Source organism: Candidatus Thiodictyon syntrophicum, from assembly GCF_002813775.1.
Classification (GTDB): Bacteria; Pseudomonadota; Gammaproteobacteria; order Chromatiales; family Chromatiaceae; genus Thiodictyon; species Thiodictyon syntrophicum.
In genome coordinates this window covers 3,190,226-3,206,214 of the sequence record NZ_CP020370.1, presented here as the reverse complement: position 1 = coordinate 3,206,214, position 15,989 = coordinate 3,190,226, and the positions used below count along the sequence as shown (strand labels likewise).

The following is a 15,989-nucleotide window of genomic DNA, read 5'->3' as shown; positions in this document are numbered from 1 at the left end:
ATCTGTGTTCATCTGTGGATTCTTGGGCTCAAAGGTGTTCAGCCGTCGCCCGCGCCATTACCGGACTGCGCGTCGGCACTCAGAGGCTGTGCCGCGGTCTGCTCCCGGTAATGATGGAAATATTGTTTGATGCCCGCCAGGATGGCCGCCGCCAGGCGTTGTTGCTGCGCGCCGCTGCGCAGGCGCGCCTCCTCGCCCGGGTTGCTGATGAAGGCCGTCTCGACCAGGATCGAGGGGATGTCCGGTGACTTGAGCACCACGAACCCGGCCTTCTGGACCCCCTGGTTGTGGGTCGCACCGAGTCGGCTCAGGTTACTTAGCACCGCGCCCGCGGCCTTCACGCTGCGCTCTTGGGCGGCGTTCTGCACCATGTCGAGCATCACGGTCGCGAGTTGGTCATCGTGCTCCCCCAGGTCCACTCCGCCCACGCGGTCCGCGCTGTTCTCCTTGTCCGCCAGCCACTTGGCCGCCTCGCTGCTGGCGCCCCGGCGCGACAGGGTGAACACCGAGGAGCCCCGCGCCCGCGGGCTGTCGAAGGCGTCCGCGTGGATGGAAACGAACAGGTCCGCGTTGTGCTTGCGCGCCTTGCGGATGCGTCCGCGCAAGGGCACGAAGGTGTCACTGTTGCGGATCAGCACCGCTCGCATCCCCGGCTCCTTTGCCACCAGGGCGGCCAGACGCCGCGCGATGGCGAGCGTGATGTCCTTCTCGCGCGTGCCGTGGGGGCCGATCGCCCCCGGATCAGCGCCGCCGTGGCCGGCGTCGATCGCCACCACCAGGGTACGCGCCGCCCGCCCCCGCGCCCGTGCCTTGGTGCGCGGCGGCGGCTGGGCACTGGGGGGGGTGCTCGCGTTCAGGGCCTCAGCCGCGGCAGCGACGGCGGCAGCGGTGACGGTGTCGGTGTCGGCCCGGGCATCGGCATCATTCTTGGACCCCGCGGCGGGAATCAGGTCCACCACCAACCGGGGTCCCTGGGCCGCGGCCGCCGCCACGGCATAGCTCTTGATCCCCACCGGACGTTTCAGGTCCAGGACGATGCGCAGGTCGTCCCCCTCCCGCACCCCGCTGCGCAGCCCGCTCAGGTTCGGGTCGCCCCCGGCGGGCTTGGGGAGCCTGGCGGCGAGTCGCGCGTCCGCGAGGTCGATGACCAGCCGGTCCGGCCCGGCGAGCAGGAAGATCTGCGGGGTAACCTTCGCGCTCAGGGCGAGCACCAACCGGGTCTTGTCCGGGGCCGGCGTGACGCGCACACCCGTCACCCGCACCGGCTCCGCCGCCAGGGTGGGCGACAGCAACAGCAGGAGTAGCGGCAACAGGACGGCGAGCAGCGGCTTCACGGCGTTCACCCGAGGGCAGAATGCGGCGACAGGCATGACCAAAAGATAGCACGGTCCAAGGACCTTTTCCAAACGAAATCCTGCGATTAGACGGGCTTTCTCAAGAATCCGACAGATGGTGGCGGGATCAAACCCCCTCGATCGCCGCGGCCAGCGTCTTAACCGCCAGGATTTCAAGCCCCTCCACTCCCTCCTTCGGCACATTGCCGGCCGGGACTATGGCCCGGCGGATGCCGTGCTTGGCGGCCTCGCGCAACCGGTCGGGGCCGTTGGGCACCGGCCGGACCTCACCGGAGAGCCCGATCTCACCGAAGGCCATCAGCTCCAGCGGCAGGGGGCGGTCGCGGTAACTGGAGAGCACCGCCAGCACCAGGGGCAGGTCCGCCGCCGTCTCACTGATCCGCACCCCGCCCACCACGTTGACGAAGACGTCCTGATTGAACATGCCGATGCCGCCATGGCGGTGCAGCACCGCGAGCAGCATGGCGAGCCGATTCTGGTCCAGCCCCAGCGCGACCCGCCGCGGGTTGGCGAGCGGGCTCTCGTCGACCAGGGCCTGGACCTCTACGAGCAGCGGCCGGGTCCCCTCGCGTGTCACCATCACCACGCTGCCCGGCACCGGCTGGTCGTGGCGCGACAGGAAGATGGCCGAGGGGTTCCTGACCTCCCGCAGGCCCCGGTCCCCCATGGCGAAGACCCCCAGTTCGTTCACCGCCCCGAAGCGGTTCTTGATTGCCCGCACCATCCGGAAGGGCCCGCCCGCCTCGCCCTCGAAATAGAGGACCGTGTCGACCATGTGCTCCAGCACCCGCGGGCCGGCGAGCGCCCCCTCCTTGGTCACATGCCCGACCAGGAAGACCGCCGTGTCCGCGCGCTTGGCGAAGCGCACCAACTGCGCCGCCGTCTCGCGCACCTGGCTGACCGAGCCCGGGGCCGAGGGCAGCAGGTCCGTGTAAAGGGTCTGGATGGAGTCCACGACGATCACCCGCGGCCCCTCGCGTTCCGCCAGGGCCAGGACGCGCTCCACGCAGGTCTCCGCCAGCAGCCGGATCCCGGCCCCGGTCACCCCCAGGCGCCGGGCGCGCAGCCCGATCTGCTGGGGTGACTCCTCCCCGCTCACATAGAGCACCGGGTGTTGGGCGCCGAGCGACTCGCACGCCTGCAGCAGCAGGGTCGACTTGCCGATCCCCGGGTCCCCGCCTAAGAGCACTACCGAGCCGATCACCAGGCCCCCGCCCAGCACCCGGTCCAGTTCGCCGATCCCGGTGCCGGTGCGCACCCGCTCCTCGGGCTTCAGGTCCGCGAGGGACTGGATCTCCGACTGCGCCGCACCCGCGAACCCGCCCCGCCCGGCCGCCCGGTGCTGGGACGGCGGCGGCCGTGTCGCCTCCTCCACACTGTTCCAGGCCCCGCAATCGGCGCACTGACCGCTCCACTTGGGCTGCGCCGCCCCGCAGGCGTTGCACACATAGGCGGCGCGGGGCTTCGGGGGGACGGTGGCCATGTAGGGGTTGCCCTTGCAGATGGGTGCGATCAGAACTGATGTGGTAACCGAGATCCCGGATAGGCGGTCGTTGTCGTTGTCGTTGTCGTAATCGAATAATCCGACCACGATTACGACAACGACAACGACGCAAAAACCCGGCCCGGCGTTCGCCGGGTCGGGTCATGAGCAGGCGTCCAGCCCGCCGGGCGCGGCGCGCCTGATCAGGTCCCGGGGACGATGTCCACCGTGATGATCGCCTCCACCTCCGGGTGCAGGCGCAGCGTGACCGGGAACTCACCGACGGCACGCAGCGCGGCCGGGAGGCGCACCTCCGCCTTGGTAATGGCCACCCCGGCGCCGGTCAGGGCGGTGGCGATGTCGCCCGCGCCCACCGAGCCGAACAGGCGGCCCTCGTCACCGGCCTTGCGGGCGATGGTGAGGCGCAGCCCTTCCATGGCAGCCTTGCGCTCCTGCGCACTGGCCAGGTTGGCGGCGGCCTCGCGCTCCAGTTCCGCGCGCCGGGCCTCGAAGGCTTCCAGGTTCTTGGCCGTGGCCGACACGGCGAACCCGCCGGGGACCAGATAATTGCGGCCATAACCGGGGCGCACCTTGACCTTCTCGCCAAGGCTGCCCAGACCACCGACGTTCTTCAGCAGGATGACTTCCACTTCGCTTTTCCTCGAGTCTTTAGGGGGACGGCCGTGCGTACAGCGCACGCGCGGTCCGGCAATTCAGGCCGGGGGCCGCGGCCCGAGGCGGGCACGCAGGTCGACCCAGATATCCACCAGGCCCAGACAGGCCACCAACACCAGGGTGCGGGGCATGAACACGACCAACAACACATAGAAACCCACCAGCCAACCACGCCGCGCGCCTCGCTGCGCAATCAACTGGTGGATGACCGCCAGCCCCTGGAACAGCCACAGGGGGGAGAGCACGAGCAACAGGTCCGGGATCAGGCCGGGGCCCGGCTGAAAACCGACGCCGGCCACCAGCAGCAGGCCGATGAGGCCGACCACCGGGTGTAACCGGAAGGCGCGGAAATCCGCCCCGAAACCGCCCGGATTGTAGAGTTGGCCCTGCCACCAACGCCCAATAAAGAGCCCCACCAGCACCTGCAGCATCAGGGCCGCGGCCAGGGCCCCGGTCATCCAGGGGGCCAGGGTCGCAAAGACCGCCGCGGCGGCCGGCTCGTCCAGTCCCCCATCCTTGATCAGGGCCGCGCGCAAGGGCTCCAACAAGCGCAGCCAGGCGCTGGTCGGGTCGCCGATCAGCGCATGGATGGACAGGACGCCCAGGACCCCGGTCAGCGCCGCCGCCTGGGCGGTGAACGCCAGTGACCGGGAGAAGCGCAGGATCGCCGCGAGCCCCCACACCGGCAGCCACAGGACCAGCAGGATCGCGAGCGCCGGCCAGGGCGAACCCAGCAGCAGGGTACACAGGACCAGGCAGCCCAGCCCCGCCAGGGCGCCGACCCGCACCCCGCACCAGGTCCCGCCGCGCAGCGTCACCAGGGCCAGGGTCGCACTGCTTAAGAGGCCCACGAGCGGGAGCAGCAGCGACAAGAGCCCGGTGAACCAGGCCACCAGGCTGGCTTGCACCGGCCCGCGCATGATGAACGCGGCCAGGGGTTTCATCGGCTGGGAGGCGCGGCAGGGCCGGACCGGTCCCGGGCGTGGCGCTCAGGCGCCCGCTCGGGGCCCCGGATCAATGCGCGTCGGTGTAGGGCAACAGCGCCAGGAAGCGCGCCCGCTTGACCGCCTGGGCGAGCTGGCGCTGGTACCTGGCGGAGGTGCCGGTGATGCGGCTCGGCACGATCTTGCCGGACTCGCTCACATAGGCCTTGAGCAGGTTGAGGTCTTTATAGTCGATCTCGGCGATACCCTCGGCGGTGAACCGGCAGTAACGCTTGCGACGGAAGAAACGGGAGCTATTTTCCATGGTGTCTGGCCCTTTGAATGTCGATGAGCGGGGTCGGTCTTCAGTCGCTGTCCGCGTCGCCGCCAAGCGGCTCGGGGCGCTCGCGCTCCTCACCGGTCTTCAGCAGCGGGGACGGCTCGGTGACCGCCGCGTTACGGCGCAGGATCAGGTTGCGCAGGACCGCGTCGTTGAAGCGGAAGGCACTCTCCAGCTCGTCGATCGCCTCCTGGTCGCACTCCACGTTCATCAGCACATAGTGGGCCTTGTGGACCTTGTTGATCGGATAGGCCAGGGGCCGCCGACCCCAGTCCTCGAACCGGTGCACCACCCCGCCGCGCTTCTCCAGGTTGCCGCGGTAGCGCTCTACCATCGCCGGCACCTGTTCGCTCTGGCTCGGGTGAACCAGAAACACCACTTCAAAATGTCGCATTGCTGCTCCTCATGGCTTGACAGCCTCCCGCCCGGGGCGGTCGGAAACCGACGCCGGGGGTGAGGCAAGGAGATTTCCCGGCTCGCGGGAAACCGGGCATTATACGGAGAAAAGGGGGGGAGTCAAAGGGGTTCGGGGTTCGGGGTTCGGGGTTCGGGGTTCGGGGGTTCGGAGTGCGGAGTGCGGGGTTACGTCGCCGGGCGAGCGCAGGACCGACGGGCAGCGGGCACGCAAGTGGTGTTGGTGACCATGACCAGGCGACAGCCCTGCTCCGCCAGGGCGTGGGCCAGGTCGTAGCGGCTTTGCTTTTATAGGGAAAATCCAAGCCTACTCGGGCAGCCAATCTTCGGCCAAGACCTGTTCGGGCGACCATGGGCAGGTTTCGGGAAAACCGGACAGACTCGCCTCGGATGCAACCTGGGCCGTGGCATCGTCCCAAACCTCCTGTCACCACTCGGCCAGGTGCGGGGTGTCCAACAGGTCGAGGCGGCCCTCGCGCAGGAACCTTGCCTGCTCGTTGGCCCCGACCACGTCGTCCTCGTAGCGTGCGGTCTGAGTCATGGGGCTGTCCTGGGTGGCTCTTGCGGCGGCCGGCGGTCAGCACAGCGGGACCGCGCTGGCGCGCCCCGGGACGCCTCTGGAAGGCACGGCGAGCGGATGTCTTGGTGCGTCTTGTGGCATTCTATTACCTCTTGTCGCGGCGGCCGGGGCCGAGCAGGTGTTGCCAAGCCGACGACAGGGACCAGCGGCCCGCTCACCAAGAGCGCGCGATGTCCTGACCAAGACCCCGACCAACGCAATCAGGGGGATTCGGCGATGAGTCAGTCGGACCTGCACGGACCGGAACCAGCTGCCGATGCGCAACGCTCCATGCTGGCCGAGTCGCTGCCCTGGCCGAGTTGCCGCACAGATCCTGCCGGGCCGCAATCCGCCCGCGCTTACCAAATCAAGTAGATAACCAACTGCCCAGCGCCGTCGATAAGGAACCGATTGATGCGATCGATACTTGACACCTGCACGCCACGTGCGGACCTGCTCACCGGCACCTTCAACCCGGAAATCTTCACGGCCAGTTTGTCCCAGGTCATGGACTACTACCGGGGCCGGACGAGCAGCGTGACCAACCTCTACACGGACGCGGAGCAGTTTTTCCGCCAGGCAACCTTCCCCACCGACGGCATGCGCATGGTCATCTCCGAGGTCATGGCGCGCCTGGCCGGGGACAACGGCGTCCCCGCCATACATCGGCTCGAAACGGCCTTCGGCGGCGGCAAGACGCACACCCTGATTGCGCTGACTCACCTGGGATTTCGCGGCCGGGAACTGGCGGATGCCGCCGCGCCAAGCATCGACGCCAGTGTGCTCGAGGCCACCGCCTTGCATGAGCCGGGGACCGTGCAGGTGGTCGGCATCGCCGGCGACGAGATCCCGGTCCACAAACCACATGGCGCCGCGCTGGTCCCCTACACCCTCTGGGGCGAGATCGCCTTCCAAATCGGCGGGGAGGCCCTTTACCGGAGTGTCGAGACCGAGGCTACCTCCCGAGCGGCGCCAGGTAAGGCGTTCTTGGACTCCATTTTCGACAAGCGCAAGGCCCTGCTGTTGCTCGACGAGCTGGCCCAGTACGCGGCTCGGCTGGCCGCTGCCCACCCCCAGGGCGCAAACCAATTGTCCGCCTTCCTGATGGCCCTCAACGGCTATGCCCGCGGTCACTCCAACATCGCCGTGGTGCTGACCCTGGCGAGCCAGACGGACGCCTTCGCCACCCAGACCGAAGAATTGGTCCGGCTGCTGAGCGCGATCCGCGGCGAGCAGGTCACGGAGGAAGAGGCCGTGGCCATGGCCCAGAGCGCGCAGGCCGGCGTGCTCAGCGTCGTCTCGCGCGATGCTACAGGCGTCGTCCCGGTCCAGGCCAACGAGATCTCCCGGGTCCTGGCGAAACGCCTGTTCCTAAGCGTCGACCAGGCGGCCGGCGCCGAGACCGTCGCCGACTATTGGGCGCTCTACCAGAAGACCCCCGACTTGCTCCCGGACCAGGCGAGCCGGGAGGACTACCGCGCCACCATGCGCGACCTGTATCCCTTCCACCCCACGTTCGTCGATTTCCTGAACCAGAAGATGGCGACGCTCGCCAACTTCCAGGGCACCCGTGGGGTCCTGCGCGTGCTGTCGCTGGCCGTACGCAGTCTGTGGGAGAAGCGCCAGCCTGTGCCGATGATCCACACCTGCCACCTGAACCTGCGGGATGCGCGCATCGTCAACGAACTGATCAGCCGCACCGGGGGCGGGGAGTTGCTGCCGATCCTCAACACCGACATCGGCGGTGTGGACACTGCCACCCTGGTCGGCGGCGCCAGTCGTGCGGAGGAGGCAGACCGCAAGAACAAGCACCCCGAGGGCTATCCGTTCCATGAGTACGCCTGGAAGACCGTCTTCCTGCACAGCCTCGTGGGGCGCCACGAGGGGCTCGGGACCCCTCTGTTCGGGATCGGCGAGCGCGATGCACTCCTCGAGATCAGCTTCCCCGGCCTTTCCCCGTCCCAGGTGGAGTCGGCCCTGAAGACCATCGAAGACAGCGACCGCGGCGCCTTCTATCTGCGCCACAGCGTCCAGTACGGGCGCTACTATGCCAGTCTCGACGCATCCATCAACCGTGCGCTGGCGTCCATCCGCGGCAGCCTGGGCAAGGGTCAGGTCACGGACTTCCTCGATGCCGCCGCGCGCAAGATCATCCGCACCGATCCGACCTTCCACGTTGCCCACGACGTGACTCACCCTGAGCACATCAAGGATAAGACCGGGCGCACCACGCTGGGTCTGGTGACGCTGGGCGCCGACGAGATCGACGCCGAGGCGTTCGTGACGACGGTTGGCCCAAACCGGCCGCGCATCGAGCAGAACCTCGTATTCCTGTTGGTTCCGCGCACCGTCCATGTCCAAGGCGAAATCTGGAACGAGGATCGGGTTGCCAAGGCCCAAGAGTCGCACCAGCGCCTGGACGACCTCGCCCGCGATGTCATCGCCCGCGGTCGCTTGCGGGACAAGCCGGAGAACTACGGCATCAAGCCCCAACAACTGAGCGAGGAGGGCTTCGGCGACAAGACCAAAGAGCGCGAGTTGGCCCTTCAGACCACCATCACCCAGCAATACGATGGGCTTTGGTACCCGTCCGCGTCAGGGCATGTGGTGCGCAAGGAGATCCACACTGCCGGCGGGGAAGGCGGCGCCCCCATCATCGCCGAAATCCACCGCGTCTTACGCGAGGATGGCGAACTGATCACGGAGGAACGCGCCCGCACCCAAGAGGGGCTCAACCTGCTCGGCAAGCTCTTCTTCGGCGCCGGTCAGACCCCTACCCTGGAGCAACTGCGCACCAACTTCGCCGTCAACCGCCGTTGGCCCGTCCTCGAAGCAGCGACGATCTTCGACCAGATCGTCCGCGAGGGCGTCACTCGCGGCGCCTGGTGCCTGTTCCGCATGCAGGACGAACAAAGCGCCAAGCCGCAAGCGATCTACAGCCGCGATGCCGACACCCTGCCCCTGGATTTGGACCTGAGCGCGCCGGGCTGGGCCATCGTCACCCTGCCCGGCGCCAACCAGCGCGGCTGGCTCGGCGGGGCGGTTATCGCAGACCCGGCGCGCGTCGAAACCTGGGTGGCGGATGCGATGCGGGAAGAACCGGCGGCCTATGTCTTCCAGATCATCGACAAGGTGGTCGGCGCCCACGGCGAGATACCCGAGTCGGACATCCTGACTGCCATCGACAATGCCGTGCGCGAGGCCAAGGCCCTGACCTACAGCGGCACCCCCGAGCAGGAGGCCGCGCCGTCGGCGCTCGTGCAAGGGCCGACCGCGATCCTGCACTCGGTCGGTAAGGACGATGTCATCCTCTCCCCCGCCGAGGCCGCGCGCCGCGGCTGGATCAAGATCGACCCCAGATACTTGGACCTGAAAGGCCCTGAGGCCGCCGCCCGACTGCTGCCCCTCCTCCGCCGCATCGGCGGCCTCTACGGTCGCGGTGCCAGCTCGAAGCTCGACGTGTTGGACCTGGTGGAACTGCAACTGCAAGGCGGCGGCCGCATGCGCCTCCTGTTGCAGGATTGCCCGCCGGAGGATATGAAGCGCCTCGGCGAGCTGTTCGAGGTCCTTGCCGGACTGGTCAGCCAAAACGAACGTACCCAGGCGCGCATTCGCATCACTGACCCGCGGGACGACTGCCCGCTGGTCAAGACACTCACCCAGGACTGACAGCAGTGGCAGCGAAGAAGACCCCGAGCCTGGCCGAGCATCACCGCGCGCACCTGGAGCCGCGTTGGCGCAAGGCACCGTTCGTCCTACGCATTACCGAATGGAAAGGCTCGCCGATCCCGGTTCTGGTTCTAAAAGAACGCCGCTCCCACGCGGGAGAGTCCGTTGACACCACGGCGTCGTCGGGTGCGGATGCCGGCCCCAAGGGTAAACTTGCCGAGCGGGGGCATGTCTCAGGAGACAACCTGCGCCGCTGTCTGCCGGTGCTGCGCAACATCGTCGCGAGCGTCCAAGACGAGTCGGGCGTACCATTGGAGATCCAGCGCTACCTGACCCAGGATGGCCTGCGCCTGCGGGTCAACCTGCCGCTGGACGAGGAGTCCGGTGCCAAGCTCGCCCTGATCTTCCGACTCCAAGAGCGGGTCGCCGACCAGGACCGCGTCGAGCTGATGGCCCGCCGCGTCGAGCGCTTCACCCGCGAGGAGGCCGCCTACTGGCTCTCGCGCATGACCAGCTTCAGCCCCGATGCCCGGCGCTGGGCGGTCGCTGGCATGCGCCTCATGTTGGGCGGTCAGGCCAACGACTCAGGGGTCGAGCGCATGCTGGAGCGGCTGCGCGCCTAGCGGCAGGGTTGCCGGAGCATCGTACCGACACCAATTGTTCAATGGCGGTTTGCGCCTTCAGAACTGAAACCAATAATGAATATTATCCCCTTGGAGTTTTCCGTCGTCGTTGTCGGCGAGGACTGCAACCCAACAATTCTCAATCCCGATTTCCTAAGGTGTAGGGGCACCGTCCCAGAGGATTCGACACGACCCACAGCGGATCGTGAAAGTTCGTTAACGGAATTGATAGACGGCGTTCGCCGTCACCCGCGGCTTGCCTACGGTGAAAGACTGGCTGAGCGATTGCTCGCTCTTCTCGAAATCAGTCGGGAAGAGCAGCCCGACCAGGCGCCCCCCGCCCTTGCATCGGTGATGGATGTGATGACCTTTCTGGCGGACCACCCGGAGCTAGCCTATCCCAGCGTAGTGCTGACGCACGAGGGAAACGTTCGTATCCAATGGCGCCGGACGAAAGGCGAACATTTTGCCGTGGAATTCGTGGGAGACGGTGACATCCGTTTCGTTATTTTTGCTCCCGATCCCAAGCGACCGGACAAGATCGCTCGGGTTTCAGGAAGCGCTACGGTGGACAGCGTCATGCGACTTGCTGAGCCCTATGGCGTTCGCCGATGGGCAGAAGCGAAGAATCCGGGAGATGCGCTGTAGTGAAGGGCGATCAGGTCCCAGACTTGGATCACGTCAGCCGTTTTTGCAGACCAGCGACCATCAATGAAGGGATTGCCACAGGATTGGCATTCCGACTGGTCATTGCCGACATGCTCGCCGAGATTGTCCAAGAGACATTTTCGGCTGAGGCGGACTGAGACGCGGCGCCACACGAGCAGCCGATGTCGTATCAGGCGATAGTTCCCGCGGGTGCCATCTGAGCAAAAGATGCAGTGAGCGGGACGAGGCCTACCAACCTAGCCATTCAAGGAGCCTATAGGAACAATGGAACAAGAGCGCCCCGACGTTGTCACCGACAAGCGGCTCATCGAGCATGGCTTCCCCTGCCATCAGGTTGGGGCCGAAACGATCCGCGAGCGCGATACAGGCAAGGCGCCGCCCGTCAATAGGCTGCATGTCTGGTGGGCACGCCGCCCGTTGACACCGAGCCGGGCGGCGATCGTCGCGTCCCTGGCCCCTTGGGATGCCGACCCGGAATTGTTCGTCCGCCAACTCGGGATCGAGCGAATACAAGCCGTGGTCGACGGCGAGCCCTGGACCCTAACCGGCGACCTGCCGGGGCGGGTGGAGCGCGATGCGGGCGGCTGTGAGTCCCTTGCGGTCGATGACAAGGTTCTGAACACACTGCGGGATGAGCAGGCACGGCGTGGGGAGAACCGCGCCCTGATCGCGCGGATGCGGGACAAGGACCCATCGCTCGCAAAAGATCCTGTGCTGCTGCGGTGGGCACAGGAGTCCAGGCCCCTGCTCGAACCTATGCCGATGCTCGGGGCGTTGTTGCCGGTGCGGCGGGTTATGGGCGATCCGGCTTGGTTTAAGGCCCTTATGGACCTCGCCAAAGCTACGGATGTCAGGGTGCCGAACTTGTACGGGTACGAGCGCGCATTTTCCAGCCCAGTTGACCCGAGACCAAGTGGGCTGACGGTCCTCGACCCGACGGCCGGCGGCGGCTCTATTCCCTTCGAGGCCCTGCGCCTGGGCCACAACGTCATTGCCAATGAGTTGAACCCGGTTGCCACGACCATTCTGTATGCGACCCTGGACTATCCGGCACGCTTCGGACCGGAGTTGTCCACCGACATCCAGTACTGGGGCAGAAAGCTGCTCGCCATACTGGACGATGAACTGCCCGACGCCTTCCAACGCACGGGTCCGTTGCCGACCGACGAAGAAGCGGCCCTCAAGAGGCATCTCTCTCGGTGCCCTGAGTTTCTCCCGGAGTTTTCAAAAGAAGGCGTCACAACTTATCTTTTTGCCCGCCAAGTCACATGCCATCATTGCGGCGGCGACGTGCCGTTGCTGAACACCTGCTGGCTGTCGAAGGAGGCCGGCGATCCGTGGGGCGTGCGCGTCCTGACCGATGGCCGGGCCACCGACGGGAAGGTCCACTTCGAGACCTACCGTGTCCACAAAGGCCGGGGGCCAAACGGCGAAGACCCGAACGGGGCCTTCGTGAACCGCGGTGTCGGTACCTGCGTCCATTGCAAACAGGGCATTCCCGGCGACGAGATCAAGGCCCAGGCCCGCGGCGAATCGCCCTGTGGCACCTGGACCGACCGGCTCTACACCGTGGTCGCGGTCCGACTCCAGCCCAAGCTCGACAAGCACGGCCAGCCCCAACGCTACAAGACTGGCGAGCGAGCCGGTGAGATCAAGACGGAGAAGGTCCGCTTCTTCCGCCCACCCAATGCCCGTGACTTGGCTGCCATCGCAGAGGCTGAGCGGGGACTAAAAGAGAAATGGCCGGCGTGGGAAGCAGAGGGGTTGATTCCCACCGAGGATATTCCGAAGGACTCCAATTACAACCGCGGACACCGGTTATATGGTATGACGAGGTGGTGCGATCTGTTCACGCCCCGCCAGTTACTAGGGCATATTTCGCTAATTGAAGGGCTTAAAGGACTGACGCCTGATATTCTTTCACAACTTGGCAAGGAAAAAGGGCGAGCGGTAGTGACCTACCTGCAATTCGCCATCGACAAGGGTGCCGACTATAACAGCAAAATGACTCGCTGGGAGTTTACCCGAGGCATAGTGAAAGGGACATTCGGCAGCCATAATTTTTCACTGAAATGGACTTTCGGCGAAATGATCTTCACCGGCCCAAACTCTGGGGCCGCATGGGGTCTGAGTCAGGTTATTGATGCCTACGAGGGAATCTCCGATTTGGTTGCTCCCAATCATCGTCGCGTTGGTCGGCCCGATCAGGGGTCTCTTCGAATTCTCAATGGTACCGGAGCATATTTGGCAAGCGTCAAAAACCTTAGCGTCGATCTGGTATGCATGGACCCCCCGTACTACGATAACGTTCAATACGGGGAGCTCTCCGATTTCTTCTATGTGTGGCAGCGTCGAACGTTAAAGCATCTGTATCCGGAGATTTTCTCCCGCAGACTCGTTAACAAGGCAGACGAGGCCGTAGCAAACCCGACCCGTGACGGTGGCGTCGATCAATCTCACGTCGAGTACGAGCGCCGGATGCGCGAGATCTTCGGCGAATGCCGGCGCGTCCTGAAAGAGCAGGGGATTATGACAGTGATGTTCACTCATAAGTCCCAGGATGCTTGGGAGGCGCTAACGCAAGCGCTAATCGAGTCTGGTTGGGATATTACGGCGGCATTCCCCGTGGAATCGGAGGGCGCCTACTCCACACACCAGATGAATGTTGCCGCTGCCGCCAGTTCCATCTTCATCGCCTGCCGCAAACGCCCGCTGGCGTCAGACTTCCAAGCCTCCTGGACCGGTCTCGGCGGCCAAGGCGTGCAGCACCAGATTCGCGACGCGGTCGCAGACGGCCTGCGGGAGTTCGAGCCCCTGCGCCTGAACCCGGTGGACGAGATGGTCGCCTCCTACGGCCGAGCGCTGCATGTGCTGTCTCAACACTGGCCGGTCATGGACGGCGACGAGCAAGTCTCGCCGATCCGGGCAATGAACGAGGCCAGCCGGGTGGTGGCCGAGCACCAGATTCACCGCATCACCGAGGGCCGGCTTAAGGTCGATGACCTGGACCCCGAAACCGCCATGGCCCTGACAGTCTACGGCATCTACGGGCTCGGCGAGGTCGCCTATAACGAGGTCCTGAGCCTGTCCAAATCCATGAACATCCGCCTGGAGGGCAAGCCAGGGGGCTACCGCATCGAGCCCGGGCAGCGCTCAATCGGCATCAACCAGGAGGCCAGCGGACGCCGTGCCCAAGCAGCCAAGGCCGAGGAGCGCGGCCTCGCGGCACCACTCGCCCGCAAGGGGTCCAAACTGCGCCTGGCGCTGCCCGAGGAGCGCGACCCCCGCCGCCTGGAGACACCCCAGACCGATTGGGATCGCCTGCACGGCCTGCTGCTCGCCTATCGCCGCGGCGAACTGCCGGTGGCTCGCCAATACCTGGCCGCCAAGGCCGCCGACTCCGGCGGGCGTGTCATCGACCTGCTCGCCGTCTGGGCGCGGGAGATGACCGACGAGTCCGCCCGCCGGGAGGCCGAGGGGCTACTCTTCGGGTTGCGGCAGTTGTCTTGATGCGCCGTCCCCCGAAATCCTTCACTTTTCGATTCTCGACGGTGGTGACTCATGCGACTGAAGAGCGTCAGACTGGAGAATTTCCGTGCCAAGCCGGAGGTGACCTTGGGTTTGGGACGACGCCTGACATTGCTGGTCGGTCCGAACGGGTCGGGTAAGACGACGATACTCGATGGCATTGCTATCGGGCTTGGTGCGGTGCTCACCTATCTGCCGAATCTGTCGGGCCTGTCGTTCAAGAAGAATGGGGATATCCGTCAAACCGGAAATCGATTGGCGCCGTATGCCCGCGTCACTCTCGAAATGGTGTCTGGCCTGGCATGGGACAGAACGCAACGCCGGGATAAGAGCAAGGCGACCACGCTGCTCGCCGGGTCCGGTCTCGGCTTGCGGGAGCTTGAGCGATATTTGGACAAGGAAATCATTGATCCATTCAACTCAGGCGAAAATTTTACTGTGCCGTTATTCGTTTACTACGGCGTCGGCCGGGCACTTCTCGACTTGCCATTGAGTCGCAAGGGTTTCCCAAGGCAACACTCCCGCTTGGACGCGCTTGCGGATGCCTTGAATGCCGATAGCCGTTTCCGATCGGCGTTCGTTTGGTTTTACAATAAAGAAAACGAAGAGAGCAGGTTGCAAAAGGAGCGTCGCGATTTCGACGTGACCTTGCCGGAGTTGGATGCTGCGCGCCGCGCGATTGCATCTCTATTCCCGGATATTTCCGAGCCCCATATCGAGCTGAACCCGCTGCGCTTTGTCGTCAAGCAAGGTGGCGAGTATCTGAGCATCGGACAATTGAGCGACGGTTACCAGACATTGCTCGGTTTGGCCCTCGACCTGAGCAGACGCATGGCCGGGGGGAATCCGAAACGCGATGATCCGCTTACGACCGAAGCGATCGTTATGATCGATGAAGTCGATCTTCATCTCCATCCGTCCTGGCAACAGCGGGTGGTAGGCGACTTGTTGCGGACGTTCCCGAACACGCAATTTATCGTCACGACGCATAGCCCATACATCGTCGAGGCGATTAACAACCATCTGAAGCGACACCGAATCTCGATTTATTACAGGTGGGACGAAGAAGTCGACAAAATCCTTCCCCTGTCGCCGGACGATGTCACGGCTTATTTGACGACCACCGATGGAAAGCAGGACTTGCTGGACGCCGAGCTCGGACTCCTGGATGACCGGCTGCTGCAATATTTCAATGACTTGACGCGGCTATACGACAAGATGCGGGACATCGAATGGGAGCGCCGGACATGATCGATGTCGCGTCTTTCGAACATTGCGTCTGCGATTAGTTCGGTAAGGTGCACGCCTTGTGCGTAGGAGCTTTGACGTTGGCGGAGCAGGGGAAGAAGGTGACGCTGGGTATTCGCTCGGGCGAGCAGGCCAAGGCCCTGGTGATCGACGGATGCGTATTGAATGACGGCAAGCCGAAATGCGACGGGTTGTTTCTCTTTCTGGACAACCACCGCGCCGCAGCCCTGTTGGTCGAGTTGAAGGGGAGGGATATTGCGCACGCCTACGAGCAACTGGCATACGTCAAGCAGCATCGACAGGAATATATGGACTTGATTGAAATGCTGCGAAGGTGCGGCCGGGGACGAGTCGTCGAGAAGGCGTTTGTGGTCAGCAATGCGATCCCATCGAAAGCGGAGAAGGAGCGATGGGAAAACCAGCATCGTATTCGCGTCAGGGCTATCGTGCACTGTGAAGCGACTACGCCAATACCTGATTTACGGGTTTATCTGTGACGGGTC

Annotated in this window: 14 protein-coding genes; 6 read left to right on the top strand and 8 right to left on the bottom strand. The window is 64.9% G+C overall.

The genetic code is table 11. The features are described 5' to 3' along the window. Positions 1–38: 38 nt before the first annotated feature. The 8 genes from THSYN_RS13565 to THSYN_RS35915 all read right to left on the bottom strand — a co-directional run bounded on the left by THSYN_RS13565 (position 39) and on the right by THSYN_RS35915 (position 5,731). The gene (locus THSYN_RS13565) at positions 39–1,334 is read right to left on the bottom strand and encodes an N-acetylmuramoyl-L-alanine amidase (RefSeq protein WP_216644757.1); all 1,296 of its coding nucleotides are present in this window, start codon (positions 1,332–1,334) and stop codon (positions 39–41) included. 127 nt (positions 1,335–1,461) lie between these two features. Beyond that, positions 1,462–2,838, bottom strand: coding sequence for a DNA repair protein RadA (gene radA, locus THSYN_RS13560; RefSeq protein WP_100922417.1), 1,377 nt, complete (start codon positions 2,836–2,838; stop codon positions 1,462–1,464). A gap of 203 nt (positions 2,839–3,041) precedes the next feature. Then, positions 3,042–3,488, bottom strand: a complete 447-nt coding sequence (gene rplI / locus THSYN_RS13555; RefSeq protein ID WP_100919621.1) for a 50S ribosomal protein L9 — start codon at positions 3,486–3,488, stop codon at positions 3,042–3,044. 63 nt (positions 3,489–3,551) lie between these two features. Beyond that, the gene (locus tag THSYN_RS13550; protein WP_100919620.1) at positions 3,552–4,457 is read right to left on the bottom strand and encodes a hypothetical protein; all 906 of its coding nucleotides are present in this window, start codon (positions 4,455–4,457) and stop codon (positions 3,552–3,554) included. A gap of 70 nt (positions 4,458–4,527) precedes the next feature. Then, on the bottom strand, positions 4,528–4,761 hold the full coding sequence (rpsR, locus tag THSYN_RS13545) for a 30S ribosomal protein S18 (RefSeq protein WP_100919619.1): 234 nt from the start codon (positions 4,759–4,761) through the stop codon (positions 4,528–4,530). A gap of 40 nt (positions 4,762–4,801) precedes the next feature. Continuing rightward, positions 4,802–5,170, bottom strand: coding sequence for a 30S ribosomal protein S6 (rpsF, locus tag THSYN_RS13540; protein WP_100919618.1), 369 nt, complete (start codon positions 5,168–5,170; stop codon positions 4,802–4,804). Between the two features lie 327 nt (positions 5,171–5,497). Further along, the gene (locus tag THSYN_RS35920; RefSeq protein WP_236848946.1) at positions 5,498–5,569 is read right to left on the bottom strand and encodes a DUF29 domain-containing protein; all 72 of its coding nucleotides are present in this window, start codon (positions 5,567–5,569) and stop codon (positions 5,498–5,500) included. A 48-nt stretch (positions 5,570–5,617) separates the two neighbouring features. Continuing rightward, positions 5,618–5,731 carry a DUF29 domain-containing protein gene (locus tag THSYN_RS35915; protein WP_236848892.1) on the bottom strand — a complete coding sequence of 38 codons (114 nt, stop codon included), beginning with the start codon at positions 5,729–5,731 and terminating at the stop codon, positions 5,618–5,620. Between the two features lie 432 nt (positions 5,732–6,163). Here THSYN_RS35915 and THSYN_RS13530 point away from each other — a divergent pair, with 432 nt between their 5' ends. From THSYN_RS13530 to THSYN_RS13505, 6 genes are all read left to right on the top strand, one after another. Beyond that, complete coding sequence (locus THSYN_RS13530) at positions 6,164–9,418, top strand: ATP-binding protein (RefSeq protein ID WP_100919617.1); 3,255 nt, start codon at positions 6,164–6,166, stop codon at positions 9,416–9,418. Positions 9,419–9,423: 5 nt separating this feature from the next. After that, entirely contained in the window at positions 9,424–10,041 is a 618-nt protein-coding gene (locus tag THSYN_RS13525; RefSeq protein ID WP_100919616.1) for a DUF7680 family protein, read from the top strand. 75 nt (positions 10,042–10,116) lie between these two features. Beyond that, positions 10,117–10,689 carry a hypothetical protein gene (locus THSYN_RS33850; RefSeq protein ID WP_157817652.1) on the top strand — a complete coding sequence of 191 codons (573 nt, stop codon included), beginning with the start codon at positions 10,117–10,119 and terminating at the stop codon, positions 10,687–10,689. A 285-nt stretch (positions 10,690–10,974) separates the two neighbouring features. Continuing rightward, positions 10,975–14,220: a DUF1156 domain-containing protein gene (locus tag THSYN_RS13515; RefSeq protein WP_100919614.1), complete on the top strand. Its 3,246-nt coding sequence runs from the start codon at positions 10,975–10,977 to the stop codon at positions 14,218–14,220. Between the two features lie 51 nt (positions 14,221–14,271). Continuing rightward, positions 14,272–15,489 carry an AAA family ATPase gene (locus THSYN_RS13510; protein ID WP_100919613.1) on the top strand — a complete coding sequence of 406 codons (1,218 nt, stop codon included), beginning with the start codon at positions 14,272–14,274 and terminating at the stop codon, positions 15,487–15,489. 77 nt (positions 15,490–15,566) lie between these two features. Further along, entirely contained in the window at positions 15,567–15,983 is a 417-nt protein-coding gene (locus THSYN_RS13505) for a hypothetical protein (RefSeq protein ID WP_100919612.1), read from the top strand. Positions 15,984–15,989: the final 6 nt, after the last annotated feature.